This is a genomic window from Streptococcus mitis (assembly GCF_008763935.1).
In the GTDB taxonomy this organism is placed as follows: Bacteria; Bacillota; Bacilli; order Lactobacillales; family Streptococcaceae; genus Streptococcus; species Streptococcus mitis_DB.
Genome location: NZ_VTQF01000002.1, coordinates 412575 through 427263 on the forward strand (window position 1 = coordinate 412575; position 14689 = coordinate 427263).

Annotated in this window: 17 protein-coding genes and 1 pseudogene; 17 read left to right on the top strand and 1 reads right to left on the bottom strand. The window is 41.9% G+C overall.

Annotation, left to right across the window (positions count from 1 at the left end; translation table 11 throughout):
* The first annotated feature begins 65 nt into the window (after positions 1–65).
* The 14 genes from proB to F9B91_RS04885 all read left to right on the top strand — a co-directional run bounded on the left by proB (position 66) and on the right by F9B91_RS04885 (position 12240).
* Positions 66–1175 (top strand): glutamate 5-kinase, encoded by a 1110-nt coding sequence (proB, locus tag F9B91_RS04815; RefSeq protein ID WP_225306553.1) that lies wholly within the window; start codon positions 66–68, stop codon positions 1173–1175.
* A 9-nt stretch (positions 1176–1184) separates the two neighbouring features.
* Positions 1185–2447, top strand: coding sequence for a glutamate-5-semialdehyde dehydrogenase (locus tag F9B91_RS04820; protein WP_150922645.1), 1263 nt, complete (start codon positions 1185–1187; stop codon positions 2445–2447).
* A 3-nt stretch (positions 2448–2450) separates the two neighbouring features.
* Positions 2451–3248 (top strand): pyrroline-5-carboxylate reductase, encoded by a 798-nt coding sequence (proC, locus tag F9B91_RS04825; protein ID WP_084888327.1) that lies wholly within the window; start codon positions 2451–2453, stop codon positions 3246–3248.
* Between the two features lie 113 nt (positions 3249–3361).
* Positions 3362–4000, top strand: coding sequence for a dTMP kinase (tmk, locus tag F9B91_RS04830; protein WP_084888325.1), 639 nt, complete (start codon positions 3362–3364; stop codon positions 3998–4000).
* Complete coding sequence (locus F9B91_RS04835; protein ID WP_150922646.1) at positions 3997–4887, top strand: DNA polymerase III subunit delta'; 891 nt, start codon at positions 3997–3999, stop codon at positions 4885–4887. The genes tmk and F9B91_RS04835 overlap by 4 nt, the downstream gene beginning before the upstream one ends.
* A 39-nt stretch (positions 4888–4926) precedes the next feature.
* Positions 4927–5244 carry a DNA replication initiation control protein YabA gene (yabA, locus tag F9B91_RS04840; RefSeq protein WP_000358228.1) on the top strand — a complete coding sequence of 106 codons (318 nt, stop codon included), beginning with the start codon at positions 4927–4929 and terminating at the stop codon, positions 5242–5244.
* Positions 5245–5246: 2 nt separating this feature from the next.
* The gene (gene rsmI, locus F9B91_RS04845; protein WP_150922647.1) at positions 5247–6125 is read left to right on the top strand and encodes a 16S rRNA (cytidine(1402)-2'-O)-methyltransferase; all 879 of its coding nucleotides are present in this window, start codon (positions 5247–5249) and stop codon (positions 6123–6125) included.
* Positions 6126–6203: 78 nt separating this feature from the next.
* A complete protein-coding gene (locus F9B91_RS04855) occupies positions 6204–7151 on the top strand; it encodes a hypothetical protein (RefSeq protein WP_084888319.1) in 948 nt (315 codons plus the stop codon).
* Between the two features lie 157 nt (positions 7152–7308).
* Entirely contained in the window at positions 7309–8643 is a 1335-nt protein-coding gene (trmFO, locus tag F9B91_RS04860) for a methylenetetrahydrofolate--tRNA-(uracil(54)-C(5))-methyltransferase (FADH(2)-oxidizing) TrmFO (protein WP_150922648.1), read from the top strand.
* A gap of 83 nt (positions 8644–8726) precedes the next feature.
* Positions 8727–9464, top strand: a complete 738-nt coding sequence (gene pyrH, locus F9B91_RS04865) for a UMP kinase (RefSeq protein WP_000002996.1) — start codon at positions 8727–8729, stop codon at positions 9462–9464.
* Between the two features lie 8 nt (positions 9465–9472).
* Positions 9473–10030, top strand: coding sequence for a ribosome recycling factor (frr, locus tag F9B91_RS04870; RefSeq protein WP_001262225.1), 558 nt, complete (start codon positions 9473–9475; stop codon positions 10028–10030).
* A gap of 60 nt (positions 10031–10090) precedes the next feature.
* Positions 10091–10945 (top strand): RNA-binding virulence regulatory protein CvfB, encoded by an 855-nt coding sequence (gene cvfB / locus F9B91_RS04875; RefSeq protein WP_001095459.1) that lies wholly within the window; start codon positions 10091–10093, stop codon positions 10943–10945.
* Positions 10946–10953: 8 nt separating this feature from the next.
* The gene (locus F9B91_RS04880) at positions 10954–11169 is read left to right on the top strand and encodes a YozE family protein (RefSeq protein WP_001232084.1); all 216 of its coding nucleotides are present in this window, start codon (positions 10954–10956) and stop codon (positions 11167–11169) included.
* Between the two features lie 84 nt (positions 11170–11253).
* Positions 11254–12240 (top strand): PhoH family protein, encoded by a 987-nt coding sequence (locus F9B91_RS04885; RefSeq protein ID WP_084926427.1) that lies wholly within the window; start codon positions 11254–11256, stop codon positions 12238–12240.
* Positions 12241–12296: 56 nt separating this feature from the next.
* Here F9B91_RS04885 and ald read toward each other — a convergent pair whose 3' ends face one another.
* Positions 12297–13409, bottom strand: a complete 1113-nt coding sequence (gene ald, locus F9B91_RS04890; RefSeq protein WP_084926426.1) for an alanine dehydrogenase — start codon at positions 13407–13409, stop codon at positions 12297–12299.
* Positions 13410–13580: 171 nt separating this feature from the next.
* Here ald and F9B91_RS04895 point away from each other — a divergent pair.
* The 3 genes and pseudogenes from F9B91_RS04895 to F9B91_RS04905 all read left to right on the top strand — a co-directional run.
* Positions 13581–13718, top strand: a pseudogene (locus tag F9B91_RS04895) (GNAT family N-acetyltransferase); the annotation flags it as partial.
* Positions 13715–14287, top strand: coding sequence for a hypothetical protein (locus F9B91_RS04900; RefSeq protein ID WP_150922649.1), 573 nt, complete (start codon positions 13715–13717; stop codon positions 14285–14287). The pseudogene F9B91_RS04895 and the gene F9B91_RS04900, both read left to right, overlap by 4 nt.
* Positions 14284–14689, top strand: a 406-nt coding sequence (locus F9B91_RS04905; RefSeq protein ID WP_150922650.1) for a hypothetical protein, incomplete at its 3' end; no start/stop codon positions are given. The genes F9B91_RS04900 and F9B91_RS04905, both read left to right, overlap by 4 nt.

Below are 14689 nucleotides of genomic sequence, written 5' to 3' on the forward strand. Positions count from 1 at the left end.
CAACTCTTTTCTATTTTATGCTATTCATGTTATAATGGATAAATATGAAGAATCGGAGTGAGACTATGAAATACAAACGGATCGTCTTTAAGGTGGGGACTTCTTCTCTGACAAATGAGGATGGAAGTTTATCACGTAGTAAGGTAAAGGCTATTACCCAGCAGTTGGCTATGTTGCACGAGGCGGGTCATGAGTTGATTTTGGTGTCGTCGGGAGCCATTGCTGCCGGTTTTGGAGCCTTAGGATTTAAAAAGCGTCCGACTAAGATTGCTGATAAACAGGCTTCAGCAGCGGTAGGGCAAGGGCTTTTGTTGGAAGAATACACGACCAATCTTCTCTTGCGCCAAATCGTTTCTGCACAAATTTTGCTGACCCAGGATGACTTTGTGGATAAGCGCCGTTATAAAAATGCCCATCAGGCTTTGTCGGTTCTACTTAGCCGTGGAGCGATTCCTATCATCAACGAGAATGACAGTGTCGTCATTGATGAGCTCAAGGTCGGGGACAATGACACTCTAAGTGCCCAGGTAGCGGCCATGGTCCAAGCAGACCTTTTGGTCCTCTTGACAGATGTAGACGGTCTCTATACAGGAAATCCTAATTCAGATCCAACAGCCAAACGCTTGGAGAGAATTGAGACCATCAATCGTGAGATTATTGATATGGCCGGTGGAGCAGGTTCTTCAAACGGAACTGGGGGCATGTTAACCAAAATCAAAGCTGCAACTATCGCGACAGAATCAGGAGTTCCTGTTTATATCTGCTCATCCTTGAAGTCAGATGCCATGATTGAGGCAGCTGAGGAGACCAAGGATGGTTCCTACTTTGTTGCTCAAGAGAAGGGACTTCGTACCCAGAAACAATGGCTGGCCTTTTATGCTCAGAGTCAAGGTTCTATTTGGGTCGATAGAGGGGCTGCAGAAGCTCTCTCCCAACATGGAAAGAGTCTTCTTTTATCTGGTATTGTTGACGCAGAAGGAGCCTTTTCTTACGGTGATATCGTGACAGTATGTGACAAGGAAAGTGGAAAATCACTTGGAAAAGGACGCGTGCAATTTGGAGCATCTGCTTTGGAGGATATGTTGCGTTCTCAAAAAGCCAAGGGTATCTTGATTCACCGTGATGACTGGATTTCCATTACTCCTGAAATCCAACTACTCTTTACAGAATTTTAGAGGTAAACTATGGTAAGTACACAAGAACAATTTGAACAGGTACAGGCTGTTAAAAAATCAATCAACACAGCTAGTGAAGAGGTGAAAAACCAAGCCTTGCTAGCCATGGTTGATCACTTAGTGGCTGCTACAGAGGAAATTTTAGCAGCCAATGCCCTTGATATGGAAGCTGCTAAGGGTAAAATCTCAGATGTGATGCTGGATCGTCTTTATTTGGATGCAAGTCGTATAGAAGCGATGGCAACTGGGATTCGTGAAGTGGTTGCTTTACCAGATCCAATCGGTGAAGTCTTAGAAACCAATCAGCTTGAAAATGGTTTGGTTATCACAAAGAAACGTGTGGCTATGGGGGTTATTGGTATTATCTATGAAAGCCGTCCAAATGTGACGTCTGACGCGGCTGCTTTGGCTCTCAAGAGTGGGAATGCGGTTGTTCTTCGTAGTGGGAAGGATGCCTATCAAACAGCCCATGCTATTGTCACAGCCATCAAGAAGGGCTTGGAGACGACCACTATTCACCCAGATGTGATTCAACTGGTGGAAGATACCAGCCGTGAAAGCAGCTATGCTATGATGAAGGCCAAGGGCTATCTAGACCTTCTCATTCCTCGTGGAGGGGCTGGCTTGATTAATGCCGTGGTTGAAAATGCTATCGTACCTGTTATCGAGACAGGAACTGGGATTGTCCATGTCTATGTGGATAAGGATGCAGATGAAGACAAAGCTCTGTCTATCATCAACAATGCCAAAACCAGTCGTCCTTCTGTCTGCAATGCCATGGAGGTTCTGCTGGTTCATGAAGGCAAAGCAGCAAGCTTCCTTCCTCGCTTGGAGCAAGTTCTGGTTACAAGTCGGAAAGAAGCTGGGCTGGAACCGATTCAATTCCGCTTGGATGAAAAAGCAAGTCAGTTTGTTTCAGGTCACGCAGCTGAAGCACAAGACTTTGACACCGAGTTTTTAGACTATGTCCTAGCTGTTAAAGTAGTTTCAAGTCTTGAGGAAGCAATCGAGCATATTGAAACACACAGTACTCATCATTCGGATGCCATTGTGACTGAAAATGCTGAAGCTGCAGCTTACTTTACAGATCAAGTGGACTCTGCAGCGGTTTATGTCAATGCCTCAACTCGTTTCACAGATGGTGGCCAATTTGGTCTTGGTTGTGAAATGGGGATTTCTACTCAGAAATTGCACGCGCGTGGTCCAATGGGCTTGAAGGAGTTGACTAGCTACAAGTATGTGGTTACTGGTGACGGACAGATAAGGGAGTAAGAGATGAAGATTGGATTTATCGGTTTGGGGAATATGGGTGCTAGCTTGGCCAAGGCTGTTTTGCAGGCTAAGACGTGTGATGACATTCTTCTTGCCAATCGTAGTCAAGCCAAGGTAGATGCTTTCATTGCAGACTTTGGTGGTCAGGCTTCCAGCAATGAAGAAATCTTTGCAGAAGCAGATGTGATTTTTCTAGGAGTTAAGCCTGCTCAGTTTTCTGAACTGCTTTCTCAATACCAGACCATCCTTGAAAAAAGAGAAAGTCTTCTTTTGATTTCCATGGCAGCTGGATTGACCTTGGAAAAACTGGCTAGTCTTCTTCCAAGTCAACACCGAATTATTCGTATGATGCCAAATACCCCTGCTTCTATCGGACAAGGAGTGATTAGTTATGCCTTGTCTTCTAATTGCAGGGCTGAGGACAGTGAGCTATTTTGTCAGCTTTTAACTAAGGCTGGTCTCTTGGTTGAACTAGGAGAAGGCTTAATCGACGCAGCGACAGGTCTTGCAGGCTGTGGACCGGCTTTTGTCTATCTCTTTATCGAAGCCTTGGCAGATGCAGGTGTTCAGACGGGATTGCCACGAGAAACGGCATTGAAAATGGCGGCTCAAACTGTGGTAGGAGCTGGGCAATTGGTCCTAGAAAGCCAAGAGCATCCTGGGGTCTTGAAAGACCAAGTTTGTAGCCCAGGAGGTTCCACTATCGCTGGTGTAGCGAGCTTAGAAGCGCATGCTTTTCGAGGAACGGTCATGGATGCAGTTGGTCAAGCCTACAAACGAACACAAGAATTAGGTAAATAAGAGGTAGTTTTATCTGCCTCTTTTATGGTGGTTGAAATGAGAAGACAAAAAGATTGTCACAAACCCACATTTTTTTGATAGAATAGAAGTAGTAAAAAAGAAATGAGTTAGACATGTCAAAAGGATTTTTAGTCTCTCTTGAGGGACCAGAGGGAGCAGGAAAGACCAGTGTTTTAGAGGCTCTGCTACCAATTTTAGAGGAAAAAGGGGTAGAGGTGCTGACGACCCGTGAACCTGGCGGAGTCTTGATTGGGGAGAAGATTCGGGAAGTGATTTTGGATCCAAGTCATACTCAGATGGATGCTAAAACAGAGCTTTTACTCTATATCGCCAGTCGCAGACAGCACTTGGTGGAAAAAGTTCTCCCTGCCCTTGAAGCTGGTAAGTTGGTCATTATGGACCGCTTCATCGATAGTTCCGTTGCCTATCAGGGATTTGGTCGTGGCTTAGATATTGACGCCATTGATTGGCTCAATCAGTTTGCGACAGATGGCCTTAAACCCGATTTGACACTCTATTTTGATATCGAGGTGGAAGAAGGACTGGCTCGCATTGCTGCTAATAGCAATCGTGAGGTCAATCGTTTGGACTTGGAAGGTTTGGACTTGCATAAAAAAGTCCGTAAAGGCTATCTTTCTCTCCTGGAAAAAGAAGGAAATCGCATTGTCAAGATTGATGCGAGTCTTCCATTGGAGGAGGTTGTGGAAACCACAAAGGCTGTCTTGTTTGATAGAATGGGATTAGCTAAATGAAACAAGATCAACTAAAGGCCTGGCAGCCAGATCAGTTTGACCACTTTGTCCGTATCCTAGAACAAGACCAGCTCAATCATGCCTACCTCTTTTCAGGTTTCTTTGGAAGCTTGGAAATGGCGCAGTTTTTGGCTAAGAGCCTTTTTTGTACAGATAAAGTAGGTGTTTTACCATGTGAGAAATGCCGAAATTGTAAGCTGATTGAACTGGGAGAATTTCCCGATGTCACTTTGATTAAACCAGTCAATCAGGTCATCAAGACAGAACGCATTCGGGAATTGGTGGGTCAGTTTTCCCAAGCAGGGATTGAAAGTCAGCAACAGGTCTTTATCATTGAGCAAGCTGAGAAAATGCATCCTAATGCAGCCAATTCTCTGCTCAAGGTCATCGAAGAACCCCAGAGTGAGGTTTATATCTTCTTCTTGACCAGCGATGAGGAAAAGATCTTACCAACAATCCGCAGTCGGACGCAAATTTTTCACTTTAAAAAACAAGAAGAAAAGCTCATTTTGCTCTTAGAACAAATGGGACTGGTTAAGAAAAAGGCGATCCTTTTAGCTCAGTTTAGTCAATCACGAGCTGAAGCAGAAAAGTTGGCACATCAGGCAAATTTTTGGACCTTGGTCGATGAAAGTGAACGCCTGCTAACTTGGTTAGTGGCTAAGAAAAAAGAAAGTTATTTGCAAGTTGCCAAACTAGCTAGCTTGGCAGATGATAAGGAAAAACAAGATCAGGTTTTACGGATTTTTGAAGTCCTCTGTGGACAAGATATCTTACAAGCAAGAGTAAGAGTGATTCTACAAGATTTGCTAGAAGCTAGAAAAATGTGGCAGGCTAATGTCAGCTTTCAAAATGCTATGGAATATCTGGTCTTGAAAGAAATATAAACTCAAAAATGAATGATAAAGAAAGGAAAGGGCTGTTTTATGGACAAAAAAGAATTATTTGACGCGCTGGACGATTTTTCCCAACAGTTATTGGTAACCTTGGCCGATGTGGAAGCCATCAAGAAAAATCTCAAGAGCTTGGTAGAAGAAAATACAGCTCTTCGCTTGGAAAATAGTAAGTTGCGAGAACGCTTGGGTGAGGTGGAAGCAGACGCTCCTGTCAAGGCTAAGCATGTTCGTGAAAGTGTCCGTCGCATTTACCGTGATGGATTTCACGTTTGTAATGATTTTTATGGACAACGTCGAGAACAGGACGAAGAATGTATGTTCTGTGATGAGTTGTTATACAGGGAGTAAGCATGCAGATTCAAAAAAGTTTTAAGGGGCAGTCTCCCTATGGCAAGCTGTACCTAGTGGCAACGCCGATTGGCAATCTAGACGATATAACCTTTCGAGCAATCCAGACCTTGAAAGAAGTGGACTGGATTGCTGCTGAGGACACACGCAATACAGGTCTATTGCTCAAGCATTTTGACATTTCTACCAAGCAAATCAGTTTTCATGAGCACAATGCCAAGGAAAAGATTCCTGATTTGATTGGTTTCCTGAAAGCAGGGCAAAGTATTGCTCAGGTATCCGACGCGGGTCTGCCTAGCATCTCAGACCCTGGTCATGATTTGGTTAAGGCAGCTATTGAGGAAGAGATTGCAGTTGTCACAGTTCCAGGAGCCTCTGCAGGGATTTCTGCCTTGATTGCTAGCGGTCTAGCGCCACAACCACATATCTTTTACGGCTTTTTACCGAGAAAATCAGGCCAGCAAAAGCAATTTTTCGACTCAAAAAAAGATTATCCTGAAACTCAGATTTTCTATGAATCTCCCCATCGTGTGGCAGATACTTTGGAAAATATGTTAGCAGTTTATGGCGACCGCTCGGTCGTTTTGGTTAGGGAATTGACTAAAATTTATGAAGAATACCAAAGAGGAAAGATCTCTGAATTGCTGGAAAGCATCTCCGAAACGCCACTTAAGGGAGAATGCCTTCTCATCGTTGAAGGTGCCAGTCAGGATATGGAAGAAAAGGACGAGGAGGACTTGTTTTCAGAAATCCAAGCCCGCATCCAACATGGTATGAAGAAAAATCAAGCTATCAAGGAAGTCGCTAAGATTTACCAGTGGAATAAAAGTCAACTCTACGCTGCCTATCACGACTGGGAAGAAAACCAAGAAAATGACTAAACAGGGAAGTTTGCCTTCTTCCCGAAATAGAAATAACAATCATAAACATTTTGCTAAGATTGCTTATTTGGAGGAGAAATGAAAAGCAAAGCGATGAAGAAAGTAATTGGCCTACTGTTGCCTATTCTCACCTTATTTATTTTGTCAGCATGTAACAACAGAGTCGATCGTGATTTAGCTAAAACATCTATTTCAAACATTCGTTCCGTAGTAGAAGCTGCAGGGTTAGAAGCAGAAGGATACTCGACTGCTGATACCTTTGGATACTACGGATTTCCATTTTACATTAAAGGAAATAAAAAATTTGTAGATGTCTATGTGGATTTTGAAAAAGATTATGTTGAGAAGACTCCAGTCCTTAGATACAATCCGCGACTTAAAGAAGTTGAAAAGAAAATTTTCTTTGGTTTTTCCCAAAAAACAGTCTATCGTTTAGAAATGGAGTATGTTGCTGAAGATGATAACTATGACCGACTTGAGGAAGCTTATAATAAGATACTTCAAAGTGATAGTTTGACTTCTACATATTTAAAAGATAATCAGCTTAAGAAGCTTTATATTAAAAATTCAATTGAATTGGAATCTTTTAAATCCTATTACTCTTTAGTTCCAAAAGAAGAATATAGTGGCAACCCTAAAACTCGTCTTGAAGAACAAGAAAAGAGGGAGGCAATTCTGAAGACAGATGTAGAAGAACTTACTCCCTTAATTGAGGACCTAGACCCAAGTAGAGTCAACAATCTTGATGAAGAGACGCTTGTTCGTAATCGTGATCTACTTTTGAAAAGGGTTGCTGACAATCGTTCTACCTTTGGTATTGACATAGACATTGATATAAAAGAGGTACGAAAACAAAACCTTCAATTAACTGATGAGGATATTGACAATTGGACTGATTCTGATTTTCAATACGTACTTGCTCAAATAGTTGAAATTGAAAAATTACCTAAGAATACTGAAGTACGTTTTAGTATAAAATATGAAAGAAAACTGGGTTGGAAGATATTCAGTTTCAATAAAGAATAATTTTTGAAAGACATTCAGGAATTCTCCTGTCTGTCTTTTTACTTAGTTTTTTGGTATAATGGACCAAGTATGAATTTAGAAAGATTTGTGGGTGTCAAATAGTCTAGTAGCTTGTTTTTATTTGGACTTAGTTTCCACCCAAAGAGGTATTAGTGTCGTGTCTCAATCTTATATCAATGTTATCGGTGCTGGTTTGGCAGGTTCTGAGGCAGCCTACCAAATCGCAGAGCGTGGTATTCCAGTTAAACTTTATGAAATGCGTGGTGTCAAGTCAACACCCCAGCACAAAACAGACAATTTTGCAGAGTTAGTTTGTTCCAATTCCTTGCGTGGAGATGCTTTGACAAATGCTGTTGGGCTTCTCAAGGAAGAAATGCGTCGCTTAGGTTCTGTTATCTTGGAATCAGCAGAAGCTACACGTGTTCCTGCTGGTGGTGCCCTTGCGGTGGACCGTGATGGTTTCTCCCAAATGGTGACTGAAAAAGTTGCCAATCACCCCTTGATTGAAGTGGTTCGTGATGAAATTACAGAATTACCAACTGATATTATTACAGTTGTCGCTACTGGTCCCTTGACTAGCGATGCCCTGGCTGAGAAGATTCATGCCATTAATGACGGCGATGGCTTCTATTTCTACGACGCGGCAGCACCTATTATCGATGTCAACACCATCGATATGAGCAAGGTCTATCTCAAGTCTCGTTATGACAAGGGAGAGGCAGCCTACCTCAATGCCCCTATGACTAAACAAGAGTTTATGGATTTCCATGAAGCCTTGGTCAATGCAGAAGAAGCACCGCTCAATTCCTTTGAAAAAGAAAAGTACTTTGAAGGTTGTATGCCTATCGAAGTCATGGCCAAACGTGGCATTAAAACCATGCTTTATGGCCCTATGAAACCAGTCGGTTTGGAGTATCCAGATGACTACACAGGACCTCGTGATGGCGAATTTAAAACACCTTATGCGGTGGTTCAGCTCCGTCAGGACAATGCGGCTGGTAGCCTCTACAATATCGTCGGTTTCCAGACCCACCTCAAATGGGGAGAACAAAAGCGTGTCTTCCAAATGATTCCAGGTCTTGAAAATGCGGAGTTTGTTCGTTATGGTGTCATGCACCGAAATTCTTATATGGATTCACCAAATCTTCTTGAGCAAACCTATCGTTCTAAGAAACAACCAAATCTCTTCTTTGCTGGTCAGATGACGGGTGTGGAAGGCTATGTTGAGTCCGCAGCGTCAGGCTTGGTTGCGGGAATTAACGCGGCTCGTCTCTTCAAGGGAGAAAGTGAAGCAATCTTCCCAGAGACAACAGCGATTGGAAGCTTAGCTCATTACATCACCCATGCGGACAGCAAACATTTCCAACCAATGAATGTCAATTTTGGGATCATCAAGGAGTTGGAAGGCGAGCGTATCCGTGACAAGAAGGCTCGTTATGAAAAAATTGCAGAGCGTGCTCTTAGCGACTTAGCGGAATTTTTGACTGTCTAATTTTTTTGAAAGAATTGCTTATGATACTATAAAAATCTTAGAAATTGTGATAAAATAGGTAGGATAAAAGAAGGAGAGTGAAAATGGCGAATCCCAAGTATAAACGTATTTTAATCAAGTTATCAGGTGAAGCCCTTGCCGGAGAACGTGGCGTAGGGATTGATATCCAAACAGTTCAAACAATCGCAAAAGAGATTCAAGAAGTTCATAGCTTAGGTATCGAAATTGCCCTTGTTATTGGTGGAGGAAATCTTTGGCGTGGAGAACCTGCAGCAGAAGCAGGTATGGACCGCGTTCAGGCAGATTACACAGGAATGCTTGGGACTGTTATGAATGCTCTTGTGATGGCAGATTCATTGCAACAAGTTGGGGTTGATACACGTGTGCAAACAGCTATTGCTATGCAACAAGTGGCAGAGCCTTATGTACGTGGACGTGCCCTTCGTCACCTTGAAAAAGGCCGTATCGTTATCTTTGGTGCCGGAATTGGTTCACCTTACTTCTCAACAGATACGACCGCGGCCCTTCGTGCGGCTGAAATCGAAGCGGATGCTATCCTTATGGCTAAAAATGGCGTAGATGGTGTTTACAATGCCGATCCTAAGAAGGACAAGACAGCTGTTAAATTTGAAGAATTGACTCACCGTGATGTTATTAACAAAGGTCTTCGTATCATGGACTCAACAGCTTCAACCCTCTCAATGGATAACGACATTGACTTGGTTGTCTTCAACATGAACCAACCAGGCAACATCAAACGTGTCGTATTTGGTGAAAATATTGGAACAACAGTTTCAAATAATATCGAAGAAAAGGAATAAGAAAGATTATGGCTAACGCAATTATTGAAAAAGCTAAAGAGAGAATGACCCAGTCTCACCAATCACTTGCTCGTGAATTTGGTGGTATCCGTGCCGGTCGTGCCAATGCAAGCTTGCTTGACCGTGTACATGTAGAATACTACGGAGTAGAAACTCCTCTTAACCAAATCGCTTCAATTACGATTCCAGAAGCGCGTGTTTTGTTGGTGACACCATTTGACAAGTCTTCATTGAAAGACATCGAACGTGCCTTGAATGCCTCTGATCTTGGTATCACACCAGCTAACGACGGTTCTGTTATTCGTTTGGTTATCCCTGCTCTTACAGAAGAAACTCGTCGTGACCTTGCTAAAGAAGTGAAGAAGGTCGGCGAAAATGCTAAAGTGGCTGTCCGCAATATCCGTCGCGATGCTATGGACGAAGCTAAGAAACAAGAAAAAGCAAAAGAAATCACTGAAGACGAATTGAAGACTCTTGAAAAAGACATTCAAAAAGTAACAGACGATGCTGTTAAACACATCGACGACATGACTGCCAACAAAGAGAAAGAACTTTTGGAAGTCTAAAAAATAAACAGAAAAACTCAGTTGGCATTGCTGGCTGAGTTTTATTCGAAAGAAGGAAATATGAATACAAATCTTGCAAGTTTTATCGTTGGACTGATCATCGATGAAAACGACCGTTTTTACTTTGTGCAAAAGGATGGCCAGACCTATGCTCTTGCCAAGGAAGAAGGTCAACATACAGTTGGGGATACGGTTAAAGGTTTTGCCTACACGGATATGAAGCAAAAACTCCGCTTGACCACTCTAGAAGTGACTGCAACTCAGGACCAATTTGGTTGGGGAACTGTAACGGAAGTTCGTAAAGACTTGGGTGTCTTTGTGGATACAGGCCTTCCTGACAAGGAAATCGTTGTGTCACTCGATATTCTCCCTGAGCTCAAGGAACTCTGGCCTAAGAAGGGCGACCAACTCTATATCCGTCTTGAAGTGGACAAGAAAGACCGTATCTGGGGACTCTTGGCTTATCAAGAAGACTTCCAACGTCTGGCTCGTCCTGCCTACAACAACATGCAGAACCAAAACTGGCCAGCCATTGTTTACCGCCTCAAGCTGTCAGGGACCTTTGTCTATCTGCCAGAAAATAACATGCTTGGCTTTATCCATCCTAGCGAGCGCTATGCAGAGCCACGTTTGGGTCAAGTATTAGATGCGCGTGTCATTGGTTTCCGTGAAGTGGACCGCACTCTGAACCTCTCTCTCAAACCTCGTTCATTTGAAATGTTGGAAAATGATGCTCAGATGATTTTGACCTACTTGGAAAGCAATGGCGGTTTCATGACCTTAAATGATAAGTCATCTCCAGACGACATCAAGGCAACCTTTGGCATTTCTAAAGGTCAGTTCAAGAAAGCTTTAGGTGGTCTTATGAAGGCTGGTAAAATCAAGCAAGACCAGTTTGGGACAGAGTTGATTTAGGGAGATTTATGAGAAAATCATTTTACACTTGGCTCATGACCGAGCGCAATCCTAAAAGTAATAGTCCCAAAGCTATCTTGGCAGACCTCGCTTTTGAAGAGTCAGCCTTCCCAAAACATACAGATGATTTTGATGAGGTGAGTCGCTTTTTGGAGGAACATGCCAGTTTCTCTTTTAACCTAGGAGACTTTGACGCCATCTGGCAAGAATACTTAGAACACTAGCATGATTCATTGGGTTTGGGCTAGTAATTTCTCCACCCCTTTGCTATAATAAAAAGAAATAAAAGGATTAGAGAGGTTCTTTATTTGAAGGAACATTCAATAGACATTCAACTGAGTCATCCAGATGACCTGTTTCATCTTTTTGGTTCCAATGAACGCCATCTTCGTTTGATGGAAGAAGAGCTTGATGTTGTGATTCATGCTCGTACGGAGATTGTCCAAGTTTTGGGAGAAGAAGCTGCATGTGAGGAAGCCCGTCAGGTTATCCAAGCCTTGATGGTTTTGGTGAATCGTGGGATGACGGTTGGGACACCAGATGTGGTGACTGCAATTAGCATGGTCAAAAACGATGAAATCGACAAGTTTGTCGCCCTTTACGAAGAAGAAATCATCAAGGATAATACTGGGAAGCCTATCCGTGTCAAAACCTTGGGTCAAAAACTTTATGTGGACAGTGTCAAACAGCATGATGTGACCTTTGGAATTGGGCCAGCAGGGACCGGGAAGACCTTTCTTGCAGTTACTTTGGCCGTAACTGCCCTCAAGCGTGGTCAGGTCAAGCGCATTATCTTGACTCGACCAGCAGTAGAAGCAGGTGAAAGTCTAGGTTTTCTTCCAGGAGACCTAAAAGAAAAGGTGGATCCTTATCTCCGTCCAGTTTATGATGCCTTATATCAGATTCTAGGGAAAGACCAAACGACTCGTCTCATGGAGCGTGAAATTATCGAAATTGCGCCCCTTGCCTACATGCGTGGACGAACCTTGGATGATGCTTTTGTTATTTTAGATGAGGCGCAAAATACGACTATCATGCAGATGAAGATGTTTTTGACTCGTTTAGGTTTTAATTCTAAGATGATTGTCAATGGAGATATCAGTCAGATTGATCTTCCACGTAACGTCAAGTCTGGTTTGATTGATGCTCAAGAAAAACTCAAGAACATCCATCAAATTGACTTTGTTCATTTTTCAGCCAAGGATGTGGTTCGCCATCCAGTTGTTGCTCAGATTATCCGAGCTTATGAACCAGCACCGGTCAAAATGGAAAAAAGTGAAGAAGAAACAGAATAGCAAAAAAGAGCAGTTCAGGTGGAATTGCTCTTTCTTTTATCTGATAATTAGATTGTTTATACTAGTTCGTCAATTGGACTATGTTTTTTATCGAGACCTTGGGCTACTGGAAGACTGGTTAAGTAACCTTGATAAGTGGTAACACCTTGGCGCAAGCCCTCATCTTCAGAAATTGCTTGTGCGAATCCTTTTTCTGTCAAAGCTTCGATATAAGGAATAGTGACATTTGTAAGGGCAATGGTAGAAGTACGGGCAACAGCACCAGGGATGTTAGCAACGGCGTAGTGAAGTACACCATGTTTTTCATAGACAGGTTCATCGTGCGTTGTCACACGGTCAGCTGTTTCGATAACACCACCTTGGTCAACGGCAACGTCCACAATGACAGAACCTGGACGCATTTGCTTGACCATCTTATCTGTCACCAATTTTGGTGCTTTGGCACCGGGGATGAGAACCGCCCCAATAACAACATCCGCATCTCTCACACTGGCTTCGATGTTAAATGAATTGGACATGAGGGTTTGAATTTGATGACCAAAAACTTCCTCTAATTCAGAGAGACGTTTAGCACTGATATCAAGGATGGTCACTTGGGCACCAAGTCCAAGTGCGATGCGGGCAGCATGAGTTCCTACGACACCACCACCGATGATAGTGACTTTTCCTTTTGGAACGCCTGGTACACCACCAAGTAGGACACCAGATCCACCAGCTTGTTTGGTCAAGAAGTGAGCTTCGATTTGAACTGCCATACGGCCTGCAACCTCACTCATAGGAATGAGGAGTGGTAACTGCCCCTGATCATCACGGACAGTCTCATAAGCGATACTTGTTGTTTTGGCTGCTAACATGGCTTCGGCTAATTCAGGAGCAGCAGCCATATGCAAGTAGGTGAAGAGAAGCAAGTCGTCACGTAAGTAACCATATTCAGAAGCTAATGGTTCTTTTACTTTCACGACCAACTCTGCAGCCCAGGCTTCACCAGCAGTAGCGACAATCTCAGCTCCTTGCTTTTGATAGTCATCATCAGTAAAGCCAGAACCGAGACCAGCATTTGTTTCGATAAGGACGCGATGACCACGACCGACTAAGCTGTGGACACCAGCAGGTGTGAGGGCGACACGGTTTTCATTATTCTTAATTTCTTTTGGAATTCCAATTAACATAGAGAAAAACTCCCTTTCTATTGACGGGTTGTAAATGATTTATCACAATTATCTATAAAATAAGGTGATGAATTTATTCTATATGAAACCGCTTTAAAAAGCAAGGAAAACTTGTTGTAACTTCTTTTTTATGCTAGACTGGTAGAAAATATTTTTAAATGGAGGAGAAGTATGGAATCAATCTTTTTAAAACTAGCTCAGTATCCCATAGTCGAGACTGAGCGTTTATTGCTTAGACCTGCAACTTTGGATGATGCGGAAGCTATGTTTGAGTATGCCTCGGATAAGAAAAATAGGAGATTCTCTTGGACAAAAATCAAATTATAAAGTTAAAGGACGTTGAATTTGTAGGAATTGGTAATTTTGAAGGGGAAACAGTTTTTTTTGATAAGAAAACAGGCAAGATGTTCTTAGGTCATTCTAAAACGAAGTTTAAAGTGTCTCCTGTCGCTTTCTCGACAGGAGTAGCACTTATTCTTTATGTTCTTGTAAGAGAAGTAACAAAAGCTCAGGTATTCAGTGGTTTTTGGCCCTTGATTTTTGGTTTTTTTCTAATGATCATTGTCTCAAAACTCCTCTACAGACCAGCTTTGAATGAAGAATTAATTATTAGTCCTTTTGTGCTTTCAAACGTTGATATGATAACTTTTCTTAAAAATGAGAAGAAAAATATAGTTAAGAGCCATCTAATTATATTATTGGCATTCCTTCTTCCAGTGCTTTTTTCTATAGTTTATTTATTGACTTCTAATTTTTTGTTTTTAGCCATTTTATTTTTTATGTTCCCCCTATTGTTATTAAACACGAAACCAATACAGAGATTTAAAGTGGTTCATATGTTAGACAAAAAATATTCCCCTAAGGAAAATGATATATGAAAAAATATTTAAAAAATATGGTTCCTATAGGAACAATTGATAAAAATCCAGTTTATTTTGATAAAAAAGATTCTAGTTTATACATAGTAAGAAAGAAGACTTCTTTTTTGGAAACTGCTGGCAGTAGCATGGTCATGATTATTTATGTCATAATTGGAAAAGTTAATTCCAAATACTATTTAACCATTCTGGGAAGATATCAATTTTTAATGATAGGCATCCTGATTTCCTTTATAATAGCCTTTGTTGTTTGTTATGTTACGTACCATCGTGAGAGGAAAGTTGAAAAACTTCAATTAGAGGAAAAAGCAATGAGAGACTTCGTGTTAAGAGAGCGAAAGAATGTCTTTTTTACCTATTTATCTCTTATCATATTACCACTAATTATAATATTCTTTGCAT